Annotated in this window: 14 protein-coding genes; 6 read left to right on the top strand and 8 right to left on the bottom strand. The window is 42.0% G+C overall.

Going from position 1 to position 13,844, the window contains the following annotated elements:
- Positions 1-12: 12 nt before the first annotated feature.
- From A462_RS34410 to A462_RS34395, 6 genes are all read right to left on the bottom strand, one after another.
- Positions 13-474, bottom strand: a complete 462-nt coding sequence (locus A462_RS34410) for a hypothetical protein (protein WP_157222869.1) — start codon at positions 472-474, stop codon at positions 13-15.
- A 165-nt stretch (positions 475-639) separates the two neighbouring features.
- Positions 640-1,356 (bottom strand): hypothetical protein, encoded by a 717-nt coding sequence (locus tag A462_RS34405; RefSeq protein ID WP_157222868.1) that lies wholly within the window; start codon positions 1,354-1,356, stop codon positions 640-642.
- A gap of 110 nt (positions 1,357-1,466) precedes the next feature.
- Positions 1,467-1,823 (bottom strand): hypothetical protein, encoded by a 357-nt coding sequence (locus A462_RS34400; protein WP_157222867.1) that lies wholly within the window; start codon positions 1,821-1,823, stop codon positions 1,467-1,469.
- A gap of 75 nt (positions 1,824-1,898) precedes the next feature.
- On the bottom strand, positions 1,899-2,750 hold the full coding sequence (locus A462_RS05530; RefSeq protein WP_008438335.1) for a hypothetical protein: 852 nt from the start codon (positions 2,748-2,750) through the stop codon (positions 1,899-1,901).
- Positions 2,747-3,622 carry an N-6 DNA methylase gene (locus tag A462_RS05535; RefSeq protein WP_008438324.1) on the bottom strand — a complete coding sequence of 292 codons (876 nt, stop codon included), beginning with the start codon at positions 3,620-3,622 and terminating at the stop codon, positions 2,747-2,749. Before A462_RS05535 ends, A462_RS05530 begins: the two co-directional genes overlap by 4 nt.
- A 112-nt stretch (positions 3,623-3,734) precedes the next feature.
- On the bottom strand, positions 3,735-4,022 hold the full coding sequence (locus tag A462_RS34395; RefSeq protein WP_157222866.1) for a hypothetical protein: 288 nt from the start codon (positions 4,020-4,022) through the stop codon (positions 3,735-3,737).
- Between the two features lie 258 nt (positions 4,023-4,280).
- Between A462_RS34395 and A462_RS0132730 the strand changes: the two genes are divergently transcribed.
- From A462_RS0132730 to A462_RS05545, 4 genes are read left to right on the top strand one after another with little or no spacing between them, the layout of a single operon-like run.
- Entirely contained in the window at positions 4,281-4,712 is a 432-nt protein-coding gene (locus A462_RS0132730; RefSeq protein WP_032899762.1) for a LexA family protein, read from the top strand.
- 11 nt (positions 4,713-4,723) lie between these two features.
- A complete protein-coding gene (locus A462_RS05540; protein WP_050550325.1) occupies positions 4,724-5,629 on the top strand; it encodes an abortive infection family protein in 906 nt (301 codons plus the stop codon).
- Complete coding sequence (locus A462_RS0132725) at positions 5,622-6,515, top strand: abortive infection family protein (RefSeq protein ID WP_032899761.1); 894 nt, start codon at positions 5,622-5,624, stop codon at positions 6,513-6,515. The genes A462_RS05540 and A462_RS0132725 overlap by 8 nt, the downstream gene beginning before the upstream one ends.
- A 3-nt stretch (positions 6,516-6,518) precedes the next feature.
- On the top strand, positions 6,519-7,802 hold the full coding sequence (locus A462_RS05545) for a Y-family DNA polymerase (protein ID WP_008438320.1): 1,284 nt from the start codon (positions 6,519-6,521) through the stop codon (positions 7,800-7,802).
- Positions 7,803-7,807: 5 nt separating this feature from the next.
- Here A462_RS05545 and A462_RS05550 read toward each other — a convergent pair whose 3' ends face one another.
- Positions 7,808-8,398 (bottom strand): hypothetical protein, encoded by a 591-nt coding sequence (locus A462_RS05550; RefSeq protein WP_032899760.1) that lies wholly within the window; start codon positions 8,396-8,398, stop codon positions 7,808-7,810.
- 93 nt (positions 8,399-8,491) lie between these two features.
- Between A462_RS05550 and A462_RS05555 the strand changes: the two genes are divergently transcribed.
- Positions 8,492-10,837: a hypothetical protein gene (locus tag A462_RS05555; RefSeq protein ID WP_008438318.1), complete on the top strand. Its 2,346-nt coding sequence runs from the start codon at positions 8,492-8,494 to the stop codon at positions 10,835-10,837.
- Positions 10,838-10,952: 115 nt separating this feature from the next.
- The gene (locus A462_RS05560; RefSeq protein WP_008438316.1) at positions 10,953-11,534 is read left to right on the top strand and encodes a hypothetical protein; all 582 of its coding nucleotides are present in this window, start codon (positions 10,953-10,955) and stop codon (positions 11,532-11,534) included.
- Between the two features lie 494 nt (positions 11,535-12,028).
- Here the strand turns inward: A462_RS05560 and A462_RS33820 are convergent, their stop codons facing one another.
- On the bottom strand, positions 12,029-13,741 hold the full coding sequence (locus A462_RS33820) for a DEAD/DEAH box helicase (RefSeq protein ID WP_083853249.1): 1,713 nt from the start codon (positions 13,739-13,741) through the stop codon (positions 12,029-12,031).
- Positions 13,742-13,844 lie beyond the last annotated feature (103 nt).

Genomic DNA, 13,844 nt, shown 5'->3' with positions numbered 1-13,844 from the left:
TGTTTCTATCAATTAGCAATGTCCTTTAATTTCTGATTTTATTTCGGCTTCCCAGTTCGATAATCTTATTATTTCTTGGATTGTTGATACTTGATAGGGTTTGAAATACAAGCTTACATTTTCACGATAATCACATAAATCTGATTGAGAATCTTCATCATATATTTCTAATTTCTCTCTGTCGTATTCGAATGTTGTGTCCATTAAAGCACCATTTTCTATTGCAACCCATATTTCTCCTGTTTCTTCATCGCGTTGTGCTATCCACTGAAACCTGATAGTGAAGTGAATATCGTCTCTTCTTGAACCGTGTATAAATTCAATATAACCGCCTGCGTAATTTTGCTGATTCCAAGTTTCGTTTTCGTATTCGCATGTTTCATCATTCCAGATGGACCAATCTTCAGTTTGTGTTTGATAAGTATATTTTAATGCTGAAAGGTCTTTTAGTGAAATTCTTTTAAGTGTGTTCATGTTGTTTCTCCGATTTTATTATTTGAGTTGTTTAATTACTTCCCATGTATAAATAATACCATTTATTTTTAAAAAACAAGTGATAAGAGTAAGAAAATCACTTTTATTTGTAATTTATTTTAAGGCACAAAAAAGCCCTAATGGGCTATTTTAGTTAATTCTCAGTTAAAGCTGTTTTTTGATTATTTCAGAGAATAATGAATAAGCGTTTTTCCATTGTTTGTTTGTCATCAGCAAATCGCGACCAGCAACATCTATTGTCTTTGTGTCATGATTCATCACAACTACGAGGAATGGGTATTCAATTAATGTGGCTTGCTCGTCGTTTTTTACGTTGCATGTAAATTTTACCAACTCTTTAAATGTTATTGTATCTTCAATAACTTCGCCGCCAATCACTTCTACTTCAATGAAACTCAAAGCGCGTAACTCTTCAAGCTTTGACGCTTCAAAATTAAATATCTCATATACAGAACCTTCGCTCGTTCTGGTTTCCCAGTTTTTCGCGCTACCATCACCACGAACCCAGCCAGTTACTAATTCAACATCATCGCCAAGAACAGCTTTGCTGTCTCTGCTCGTAGCCCTAGCAACCATTCTTCCAGCTAATCTGATAGCATCTTTGTTCGCGTAATACATGCGTGGGAAAGTCACACGAACGTCAACTTTAGGGCTTGTTGCTGTGTCATCAGTACCAAAGATCTCGATTAACAAAGCTCTTGCTTTCGCTTCTGATCTTGAAGGGAATACCCAGCAATTTTCTGAATGGCTAAATTTTCCGCTTGAATTACCCGCGCCTTTTATAAATTGATCATCATAAGGGCAATAAACTTTGATTACTGCTTTGTCTTCTTGAGTTGAATGTTCAATTTTTATTTTCATGGTTATTTCTCCGATTATCATTGTTTGAGTTGTTTAATTACTTCCCATATATACATAATACCATTTATTTTTAAAATACAAGTGATAAGTAAAAGAAAATCACATTTATTTTAATTATTTTTTTCAGTGCTGATTAATTCATTTAGAACCTTATCAAAGCACTTGTTAATTTCTTCTGTTTTTTTCCAAGCCACAAACTTTTTATATAAATTGTTTATGGCTCTGTAGGCACTGCCATTCGTATTTCGTGGAAATCGAAGGCTTTCAAGGAATCCAATGTCTGCGCAATAATCTTCAAACAATGGCTCTTTTTTCAGAATAATCTTGGTTTTGGTTCCTACCATTTTGCTGTAATAGCCAATCCTTTCATTGTTTTCATTGGTTATATACACGCGGTTCTTATTAGAATGAGAGCGCATTTCCTCAATTTTGTAGCCTTGCTTTGTTATTTCTTCATATAGATTCATAATGGTTATTTAATGTTGTTTTTAACATCTTACCATTTTTATTTGTTTTGCAAGTGATCAGCCTAAATTAATCACTTATTTACACAACAACTTTTCGGTTAGCGCATTGAAGCACCTAATTCTGTTTTGATTTTCGAATATTATATTCGCATGAGCTAATCGAACTCTTTCGAAAAGCTTGTCTGGCGTTTTGATGACGACAACGGATTTGCTATGAGGCTTCGTCTCTGTGAGCGCATTGGAGCAAGTGATCCGTAGCTGATGAAGGTCTTGCTCATGAATCACTACGCTTGCCACGAACTGCAGGGCTGCTGCGCAACACATCAGAGGGTCAATGTCGTTCATTTCGAGATTGATGAGTCTGGTTTTCTCGCGACCTTTGCCAGCTTCGATAGCGACTCTTGGTAGCTGGAGGCTTCCTGCCCCACAAGTCGAGTCGTAGAACGTCCACGAATCTCTTCCTATGCTTCTCTGCTGGCTTTCCAATTCGTGCAGCAAAGAGCCTATAAGGCTGGAAAGGTCAGTTGGTGTGAGGAACTGACCCAAACCTTCGCCAGTTCTGCGGAATAGGGCAATTTCCTCGATGAGCATTGTCAGCACGTCTGAGAACGGCGGTAGGGCTTCTACAACCTCTTTGTAGAGACGCACTGACGTTGCCAAGGCTTCGACGTTGAGCGTGCTGAATAGCTTCTCATCAAGCTCAAAATGGGTGTCATCGATGAAGATGTGTTCAGTCAACTCCAGGTCCGTGATTCCGTAGTGGCGATACCGGGCAACGAGCTGGTTCAGCATTACGCCCAGTGAGAATTTCACGAAAACTGATAGGGCTAGATCCTGCTTCGCTCGCTCGCCTCCGGTGTGGTGGCTTGTGATCTGGAAGATTGAGGATTTCAGGGCTTTGATTTTGAGATCGATAGATAGGCTCATGCTGCACCTACCAATTGTGTGGCGCTGTGTACTCTCCTGGCTTCGCTATCACTAAGAGGTGTGACATTCGCCGGGTAGCCAAATATCTCGTAGTAACCACACGCACGAAGCTTCTCTTCACGAATCCTGGCGCGAGATTCGTAAACCTTGGCAGGGGTTATGAACCTGAAGAGGTACGGATTTCCAGAAGTCCACTCTGTAATCACGTTTGAGCAGTGCTGTGTGAACTCGCAAAGTTCTATGTCGTTAATCACAGTGTTGGCAATGATCTGAAGGGTCGTGGTGCCGCACATGAAAGGGTCAATGTCGTTCGCTATGACAGTGGCATTTTTCGCGTGATGGGGATTTCGCTTCATCATTTGCTGTAGTGGTGCCAACACGAATGCACCAGCCCCGCAGCACATATCCATGACCTTGAATGGCTGGTCTGTCTGCATAGGCATGAGTTCGAAGCATCCGCTTGCGAGGTTTGGCGGTGTCAGACACTGCCCGAGTCCTTTCCCGCGCTTGCCCACGAGCAGTATGCTTTCTAGGAGAAGTGACAGAACGTCAGTGTATGCAGGAACTTTAGATACGATTTCAAAGTACTGCTCCACTGAAGAACCGAGAGCTTCTGTATCGCAATCATCGATCTGTTTTGAAGAGATTTCGTAAAGGGAAGGGTGGATTACTATGCATTGCATAGTTTCAGCGTCTGACAAACCCAATCGTTTGTACCGTTCGATGAAGCCCTTTAGCTGAATATTCAGTGCGCCTTTCACGAACAGCCTGAATGAGTTTTCTTGGTTTGTTCTATCGTTTTCAGGATGGTTTTCGTAAATCTTAAATATGGTTTTTCTAAGGGTTTCGATTTGGTTTTTTAATTCATTCATTTTTCACCTATTCAGTAATGACGGCGAAAATATAGATCGAATTAAAGATGCTTGTCAAGATTATTATTATAGTATTGGGTCGGCGTTTGATTATAAGAAAGCCCTGTAGGGCTTATTTAATTTTGCTTTGGTAAAACTTCTGATATGCGGTCTTTTGCAGTTTGTAATCTTCGCTATCGTATTCACGTAGCTCTATGCTTCTAGGATTATTTTGGTTGTTGAATATTGATGCTTCTTTAACTAATCTCATGAATGCAAGTCTGTATTTATCTTCAAGTATTTTTGAATCTAAAATCGTAATTCCTATTTTTCCTTTTCTGTCAGTTTCTAAATGTATATGCGGTTCAAGTTCCTTTGGTGCTTTAAAGTGTTTTGATGATTCTTGTATGCTAACTATCATTCTTGTCTCCGGTTTTTTGTTAAAAGGTTTATTCCTTTTGTAGGCATATTATACCATTTAGGTTTTTGATTTTTTGCGTTAAGGAAATAATCTATCTTTAATTAATTATTTTCAATTTTGGTATCGCTGTTTGCGTTTCGTCTGAATACGTCTGTTAGGCTTTTTCGAAGCTCGCCTGTCGGACGGATCTGAAGGTCGCTTGTCGGCTGCTGGCACCTCGCGCCATACTGGTTGCATGTACAGTACGAGCAAGCCCCTATGTTTTCCATCCTCGGTCCCATCAATCCCCCTGTAGATCCTCTGCGAAAGCCCATAGTAGGAAGGGTTTCGTGTGGGTTTCCTTCCCCTGCGCTTGAGTACTCTGAACCGCCTTTAAGCCTTGATGAGTTGGTGTGCCTACGTGAGCCGTCTCGCTGGCTGCTCCGTGCGGACGGGGATAGCCTTCAAGGGATTGGGATCTACGATGGTGACGTGCTGGTGGTGGACAAGGCCCTAGAGCCTTTGGATGGTGACATTGTGGTCGTGGTCATCGGGGCTGATTTCTGCTGTAAAGAGTACAGAGAACGTCTAGGTAAATCGCCCATTCTGCTGGCTCACAATCCCCTCAATGCAAGCATTGAGGTGGGAGAGTGGGAAGACATCGAGCTGTGGGGTATCGTCCTGCACAACCTCCACCGTGTGTCTCGTTGATTAGGTGTCTCATGACTACAAGAAAGGAAGCGCTTTTTCGTTTAACCAAGCAAATTCTTGATACACGTAGCGAAGTCCGCATAGGACTCGAAAGTATTGAAAAGGATTTACGTGAGGGGATGAATGGCTTGACCGTGAATGCGCGTGGCAAACGAGTCACTTTCGGTCAAGTGGATGAGGATGACTGGGAATATGGCGTGTTGAGCTTTGATGGTAAAGATTTGAGAGTTATGACCTCCACGACTATGGATGACGCTCATAATTACGGGACGCCCTGGGAAGGTCATATGACTTCACGTCATTTGAACGAAATCAAGGATGACGAAATCGTTACCAAATTGGCTTCTCCCGATTCCATATCATCCATTTGGAACGCCGTTGAAGAACAAGTTAATGAAATGCTTGGTGAGGCTAAGAGTTCAGCAAAACTATTATCTGAGTTTTCAGACATTCAGAGCGAAAGCATTCACAGGCAGCTTGTCGATTTAATGAATGGTGATTATTTTGAAAAGCAATGGGTAAAGGCTCGTCTAGCAATTGATACTGATGCCAGCGACTCCCTAACGAGAACGAATCAATTTCTTGAGTCGGTTTGTAGACATTATCTCGAAAAGCGAAATATAAAAGCTGGCAAGACCAAGACGATTAGTGAACTTATTAATGCGGTTTCTAATGATCTTCCTCCTTTGAAGCTACCAACCGGCGAAGATCACACTGCTGATATAAAATCATTTTTTGGTGGGATTAAGGGTATTTCCCAAACCACCGGGGCTTTAAGAACTCATGCAGGTACGGCCCATGGTGGGGATAAAACCGCCAATGCTGATGAGGCGCGCCTGTCAAATAATCTAGCGGGTGCTGTGGCTATCTACATCCTGGAAAAGCTTAAAGAGCGGATGGTTGCAGAAAATGAGTGATGACGGATTTTCTGAGCTGGCAGCTCGATCAGCGAAGGTCAAAAACGAAAACCTGCAACTGTTGCTTGGGTTGAGAGCGTTTGAACGAAAGCTTCTCGATTTGGTTGAAGGTCTTGGCTGTGGTGGCAACAGTGAAACCATCGTCTTTGATGAAATTCTCGACGATGAAGATGAGCCAATTGGACACACGATGTGCTATCTCACATTCACTGGCCGAGAGCTGAAAATCTGTTGGAAAGAGGCACCTCGACCCAGAGAGTTTGATTACTGGAATTACTGCACGTTGGAGGAAGCTGGCACTGATATGCAGAGGCGCGTCAGTGACCACAAGGTTCTGAATTCACTGGTAGCTGATCTCCTGGTTAACCTTGATCGGGAGTACATGAAAACTGCCTCCGTGGTTCAGTCCCTATCCCAATTTGTGACTGTCGAGAAGGCTGCGATGGATGCCGATCTCGATGGCCTCTTCCAGGGCAATAAAATGCTCTCGGATTCCTGGTTGAAAGCTCGGGGATGTGTGCTGACTGATCCAGAGCTTTCCATCACGTTGAGCTGCAGCCACATAGAGACAGTGCTGAAAGCATGCCTGAAATCATTAGGTGAAACGGGCTACCAGAAAGACGCGATTGAGAAGCTTGGTAGCAAGCTTTTGGACATCCTGAAAAAGTCCTCGGTTATCGATGAAGCTACCTCGCAAATGATGCGTGGAGTAGGCACCATCTTCCTCGGCGTAGGGACCATCCGTAACGCCCAAAGCGTCTCTCATGGCAAGGATGATGAATACACCCCACCTACGTCAGATCTAGCTCAGACAGTGAATCATCTTGCCGGTGTTGCCTCTGTCTTTGTGATGAAGCAGACCGACCTTGTGTTGAAGGGGCGGTGATTGATGGCGGTCTTCTGTCTGGTCGATTGTGATTGCTTCTACGTGAGCGCAGAGCGTCTTTTCGACCCTACGTTGATCGGTGTTCCCGTGGTCGCATTGTCGAACTCAGATGGCTGCGTCGTTTCCCGTTGTCCAATAGCCAAAAGCAAGGATTCCTCTGCTGGTGGGCTAGGGATCAAGATGGGCGCGCCGTTCTTCGAAATTAAGCACCTGATGAAGTCCCATGGGCTTCGTGTGGTGTCATCCAATTACGCCTTGTACCAAGAAGTCAGTAACCGTGTGATGCGGGTTTTAGAGACGTTTGCGCCTCGGATCGAGGTATATTCGATTGACGAAAGCTGGCTAGATTTCACCGGCGTCCAGGGCGACTTGGACAAGCTTGGGCGTGAGATCCAGGCTGCGGTGAAGAAGCAAACCGGCATAGGTGTAGGGGTAGGGTTTGGGCCGACCAAGACTTTGGCAAAAGCTGCCAATTTCAGCGCGAAGAAATGGCGGAAGGAAACCGGTGGCGTCGTGGTTCTGATGGATGCAGAGCGCCGTGACAAGCTTCTTAAATGGATGCCGGTAGATGAGATTTGGGGCATAGGCCGGAAGCTCTCTGTGAGCCTTCAAGGCATGGGAATCAACAAGGCTATCGACCTTGCAGGGTTTGACCGAAAGAGCCTGCGTAAGGTGTTCAACGTCAACGTTGAAAAGACAGCCATGGAACTGGAGGGTGTGAGCTGCTATGCGCTTGAGGACTCCCCTGAACCCAAGCAGACGATAGCGAGTACCAGAAGTTTTGGTGAGCGTGTTACTTCCTTGCAGGGGCTGCGTGAAGCTGTTGCCACATATGCCAGTAGGGCATGCGCAAAACTTCGGTCAGAAGGGCAGCTTGCTTCCTGCCTCCAGGTCTTCATTCAAACCTCACGCTTTGATGACAAGCCCTACAGCCGTGCTTCGATCTGTGGCTTGCCGGTGCCCAGCAATGACACTCGGGAGTTCGTTGCCGTGGCCCTTGAGGGACTACAAAAGATCTACGTGCCAGGCTATCGCTATGCCAAAGCTGGAATCGTGTTAAGCCAGTTCGTCAGTGGTGACGGGTATCAGCCGGATCTGTTTGCACCGGAGCCTAGGCGAAATTCAGAGACGTTGATGAAGGTGTTGGATGGGATCAATGCTAGGTATGGCCGGGGTAGCATCAGGCTCGCTGTAGAGCCACCCATTCCCCAATGGGGAATGAAAAGGGATTATCTGTCAGATAGTTTCGTCACTGATTGGAATCAGCTCAAAAGGGTTAAATGCTGAAGCCTTTAAGGCTTCATTTTTCGTCTGTTTTTTGAGTTTGCAATGGTCAGCACTGTATCAATTGCTCGGTCGAATTTATCAACGGCAAGTTGATTGTTCATTTTGAAGAAGTCGTTTAAAGCAATTTTGAATGGACCAACACCATCAAACACACGGGCGGCAAACGCTTTATCAGCCTTGATGATTGCTTGGTAGTCTTCTCCTTTCTGCTCATATTTTCGCTGCAAATCCCAAAAGCCAGTGTGGGGGATTCCTGATTTCTTGAAGTAATTGGCGGTGATTCCTTCGATATTTTCCGTGTGCTGTAAATTGCCTAATGAGCGTACTGCTTGTATGGTCAGGTAAGCGTTGCGTCCAATAGCATCAGCTATTGTCTGTATGGCTTTATGCAGAGTATTGGTGTTATCCACGCTGTCAAATACAGCAAAGTCGTTGCCATTTATATTCAGGTTTTTAAATGGTTGAACAGATTGAATATCGCTGGTTTGAAGCCCCAGCTTTATAAAGCTCGTTTTGATGAACTCGGGAACAAGCTTGTGACCTGGTTGGTTGTCGAATTTAACTCTCAAGTCTTTTAGTTCTTTTACTATATCCATTTTGGTGTTGGTTGTTATGTTTGAAGTATACCATTTAGCTTCTTAAAGAAAGGTTTTCAAATGGTATAATTAAGTAAAACGAACTCTATATAAATGAACTCCAACAAAATAATTTATTTGATATTTCTGCTTATGGCATTTCTTTCGCCATTATCACAAGCAGAAACGTATCAAGACGCCCAACAAGCGGACTGCTACTACGCCACATCTGACATGGTTGGCAAATGCGCAGGTCATGAGAGTAAGCGAGATTTCGCATTTAGCTCAATTGCAAAGATGATTACGCCCCAATCAGTAATGGTAGCTGGGCTGGTCCTTGCGCCATATCTCGGGGATAACGACACATTGTCAATTGTAGCTGACAAGTCAAAAGAGGGCGTTGCAATACAAGGGGTCATGAAAGACGCAGTAGGGATATTTGGGATAATTTCTATATTCGTTTGTGGTTTAAACATATTGGCAAGGTTATTCAAGAATGCTGCCAATGCTGAATATGGCCTAAAGGAAAATAAATTCCTGGTCTTTTTAACCTTGGGCGCGGTTTTGTTTTTAGTGGGGAATGGGTGGATTATTCATTTGGTTCTTGCGGCCTTGATAGTCAATTTCGTCTTATTGAAATCGACCGTTATGTTTTTCATGCCTTTCTATATTAACGCATCGATTAAAGATGAATCGGCCTACGTCACTAGAGGCGTTGTTCAGGCTGAAAGCATCTATAAAATGGAGATTATCAATGCCATTCAGATGGCGTCAAACGACTTGGCGCTGCGTAGGCTGCTTTTGGTAAAGCACAATTTGGTAAAAGACGTTCAGTCCGGCAAGTTTAGATTCGTAGAAACTGATTTTTCTCGCTGTCTCGAAAATCAAGCACCAGCATCTAAATATGATGGAGACTCTTTAAGGGTTGGTGAGATTACTAAGACAACGCAGTGCCTATCGAAGCTGCAAGTGAATGTTTATAGCGCTGGTAGCATCAATTCATCAGGACAACTAGGTGTAATCAAAGAAGCCAATCTTAAAATATTTGACATGGCTTATAAAGAAGCTAGAAAAATGCAGATGTTCATGTGCAGCACGGGGCTTGATAAAGTTGATAATCGCGTGAAATACGCTGATAGTGAATTGCTGCTTAATGACTGCTTGGACATGAATGAAGATGGAACCGTGGCAGACAAGGATTCGTTCGTCCATGAATTTAGAGACACAGTTTCTATAGAAGAGCTTCACAATGGACGTGACCAAATGCTGAATGTTGTGAAGGCCACTGTTGATCCTGTGGTTCAAGTCCTCTTGCAGGGAATCACACCAGAAAAATTCACGTCAGATATTTTTGCCTCTTTTATAGGCTTGATGAATCTCAATAACTATCAAAAGCAAATGACTAACGCCATTGATGCTCAATACTCAATTTTCAAAATCAGCATTAATCAGAATTTCAACGCTTCGGATTCAGCAGAGGCATTGAATGAAAATGACAAGAATCAAATGAGCAAAGAAATGATAGATAGCATGAAAGTGCAAAAGCTCTTTGATATAAATAAGTCTATTTATGAAGTCTATTTTTCTCAGAAAGAAAATAAACTTAGTGCTCTAGCATTGGATGGGATTCAGGCACTGCTAAATAAATTAACGGCGCGTTATTACGAAAATTTGGGATTTCAATTTAAGTCTTGCTTTAATACAGATTCAAACTGTGTATCCCCGGTTCTAAACGTCCCGGCTTCGCTTTGGAGCAATGCGTCAGAATATACGCAAGTCGCATTGGTGGTTTACTATGGGTCTGAAATAATAAGAAACGGAATTTTGACCTTTAATAAAAACGAAAGGTACATGAGTAGTCTTCTTTCATATATATCGACAGCTTCAATGTTTATGTATGGATTCTTCATGGCTAATCAGATATTGATAGGTCTGCTGCCTCTTCTATTGCTTTTTGGTGAGATTGGCGTGGTGGTTGCTAGTGCGCTCGAAATAATAGTGACAATGAGCGTTAGGCTAGTTAAATCTATCTTTATTAATAGAAATGAACAGGAAGCATTTGATGTGCTAAAAAACATTATGCTCCAACTGGTTTGGATTTGTTTTAGCGGAACAATTGTAGTGACTTTATTCTTTGTCGGGATGACGTTGGTGTCAGTTGTCATTGTCATAGTAAACGAGTTTGTTGTTTATTTGTCTTCGATATTTTTCTCGGGCGGAACAGGGTTCATGTTCGATGTGATGAGATTGTTCGTGATGCTTTTCTTGCATTGTACTATTACTATAATGATGTTCATCGTTTTATACAGTGGAATTAAATCTATCTCAGCTGCATTCAAAGATATGCTCGTTGCAAAAGATTTATTTACGGATAAAGCCCTGGGTGAGCAAGCGAATACTCAAGTTAATTCAATGAGCGAGAAATTTAAAGGTGTGCTACCGTTACAACGAACAAGGTAAATGGTTATATCCTTTAATTTATATATTTCTAAAGAGTTAGATCTGTTTGTCGGCTAACTCTTTTCTTTGTGAGAGTAAATGCTATAATGGCAATAACTAGAAGAAGGTGAACGACATGAAATGGATGAAGAAGGAAAAGATAAGGTTAAATTTCTTACAAAGATTTATCTTCTTTTATGCTGTGATAGGTTTTTTACCATTGCTCAATGGTTTGCTTTACAGCGGCATGGCTAAAATAAACTCTACCTATTTCGATGATCACCTTACCCTGATACGTCTCGGGCCGATGATCTTCTTCTACGTGACGTTACCTGTTTTCTATCTGATCAACCAGATGGACTACAAGCCTAACTACTTCAATCCTGACGTGTGGGACAAGCGCATCAAGACGTTTAAGCTCATCATGAGTGTCATTGTTTGGGTGTTCATTTACAGATCAATGGTTGTCTTCTTCTTCGGTATTAGGTTTTGGGATTTTACTGGCGAGCTTTCTGCCGTGACGTACCTTCTCCATGGTTATTACACAAGCGAAATTGTCCATGCTCGTGCAGAATTCTCATTGAGCGATCCATCAACGATGTTCGGCTCTATGTTTGCTTTTACAATAATTTGGCCGGTTACTCTCCTGGTTGGAATGTTCACTTTGGTGCTGATGAAGAATAGAAGCTTACGCAATGACAATAGAAGAACTGCATGAATACAAATGTTGTGATATGAAAAGGCCACTCTTCAGTGGCTTTTTTATTGGGGATGATTTTTCGAGGTGCATTACGGCTTTGCCGTAGAGGTGAGACTTATCTGGTTTTGAACGTTGGTAATTTATTGAGTGCGCTCGTGGGCAGGGAAGTACAGTAAAAATCCAACAAAGCATTTATAGGCGGTTTAGGCAGAATCAAACCTTGTTCATTGGGAATAATCAAATTTTGGCTTGGTAATATTAATCCGTTTTGGATGGGTAGAATCAGTTTGCATGAGTTGTTCATAATGGTAATTGTTTGTTTAGTCTAATTATACCATTTTGGTTTTGCCTTATTTGCCATTAGCGAAAATATTCATAATTACTTATGAAATGGTTATGAAGTGCTTATGAAGTATTTAATATTTCGAGTGTGGTCTAAAAAATATAGCTATGAATGCAGGCAAAAAAGCCAGATGCTGTTACCAATACCTGGCTTTTGAAATGCTTGTAGATTACTTGGATAACCCGAAATGCTTGAATAAGTCGAACAAATCATAGGAAATATACTCGGCTTCTTGATCGTCACCTTCATCCAACAATTTACTAATTACTATATTTTTGTTGTGAAGGATGCTGGATAAAAAATCGTCAATTGAATTCTCAATCACAAGGTTAACCACGTTCACAGTGTCCTTCTGCCCAATCCTATGGCATCTATCTTCACACTGAACCATCTTAGCCGGGGTCCAATCCATTTCTCCAAACATAACGGTAGAAGCGGCGGTAAGGGTGATTCCTTCTGCACAAGCCTTGATGCTACCAATGAAGACTTGTGCATCACCATTTTGGAATTCATCTACAAGCTCCTGACGGCGTGCTGTAGGCACCTTTCCATCAATCCTTACAGTCTTCAAGCCAGCTTTATGCAAAGTGGATTCAATGAGATCCAGCACGTCCTGGTGATGAGCGAAAAAGACCACCTTGCCTTGGGATTCCACAGCCTCAATGATGTACTCAGCAACAAGTGGTGCCTTGGCAACGGCGCTAATCTTCCTGACAAGCATAAGCTGCGAAAGGAAATTACCTCTGAGATCGGCTAAATCTTTTGCTGCTGCACGGTAGACCTTGTGCGAAGGGTCATATTTACTCATCGTCTTGATGATGCCTTCATACAGCTTGTGAGCTTTTTCAACTACGGCCATTTCGCCTTTAATAGCAATCTTCAATGAAGCATGGTCGCAAGGCATTGGCACAACACTGTGTATCTTGTCAGGTAATTCCGCTAACACATCCTTTTTCAAGCGACGAATCATTCCGGCTTCTTTAAGCTTCGTTTGTAATTCGTTCAGGTTCATTAAGAAGTGAGGGGCTATCTTCGTGTCAAATATGCCAGAACAATATCTATACCCAAATGAGCCATAAGACTTGAATGACTCTGGAGCTAGCTTGTTGGCTATCGTGAATATTTCATAAGGATTATTGAGGAAAGGTGTTCCTGTAAGAGCTATAAAGTTTTTGCATGGTATAGAAAGGGCAGAAATGGTTCTATTTGCTTTTGGGTTTTTTAAGTAGTGGCTTTCATCAAAGATTATATAGTCATAATTCTGAGCTGTAAGTGAATTAATCTGCTTTCCTAGAATATCGTAGTTGATTACATCTGCAGCATATTCTCTGTGGGTATCTATTATTGACTTGCTGGTCAATACAGATGCTGATTTTGAGAGTTCAGGATTTACTAACCATTTTTGTAATTCGCGTTTCCAATTCGATTTCAAAGTTGCTGGGCAAACTATAAGTATCTTTTTGGCATTTTGATAATTAATAACTCCAATCGCTTGTATCGTTTTACCTAGCCCCATTTCGTCAGCGATTAATGCATTACCTTTTGCGACAGCATATTCAATACCAGCCTTTTGGTATGGAAGGTAATGTAGACCAATTGGAGCGGGCACTACGAATTGGGAAGATGTTTTACTGGAAGCCGCGAGTCTCTTGTTTAATTCTGTTTCTGCAATATCTGATTGGTAATCAAAGTCAGGGGTTGTTGTGTATCCTTCTTCGCTTTCGTTTAGGGATTCTATAAGGTTCAATACGTTTACGAAGCTGGGCGTAACCCATGCGGTAAGCGGTTTGCTCCAGTTGAATCCAGCCGATTTTGGATAATCTTTTAAGTCATAAATTGTTTTGCATATGTAAGTGTTGTTCTCGTAGTGTAGGTTTAACATTTTATTATTGTTTGTTGTATTAAAATTATATCATCTTGATTTCTCCAAATTTGCTGTTAGTGAAGTTATTTATTAAATGTTTATGAAATAGATATGAATTACT

Origin of the sequence: Pseudomonas sp. Ag1, from assembly GCF_000278565.1 — a bacterium.
Lineage (GTDB): Bacteria > Pseudomonadota > Gammaproteobacteria > Pseudomonadales > Pseudomonadaceae > Aquipseudomonas.
The sequence above is the reverse complement of the archived record's forward strand: the minus strand, read 5'-3'. Positions and strand labels throughout refer to the sequence as shown.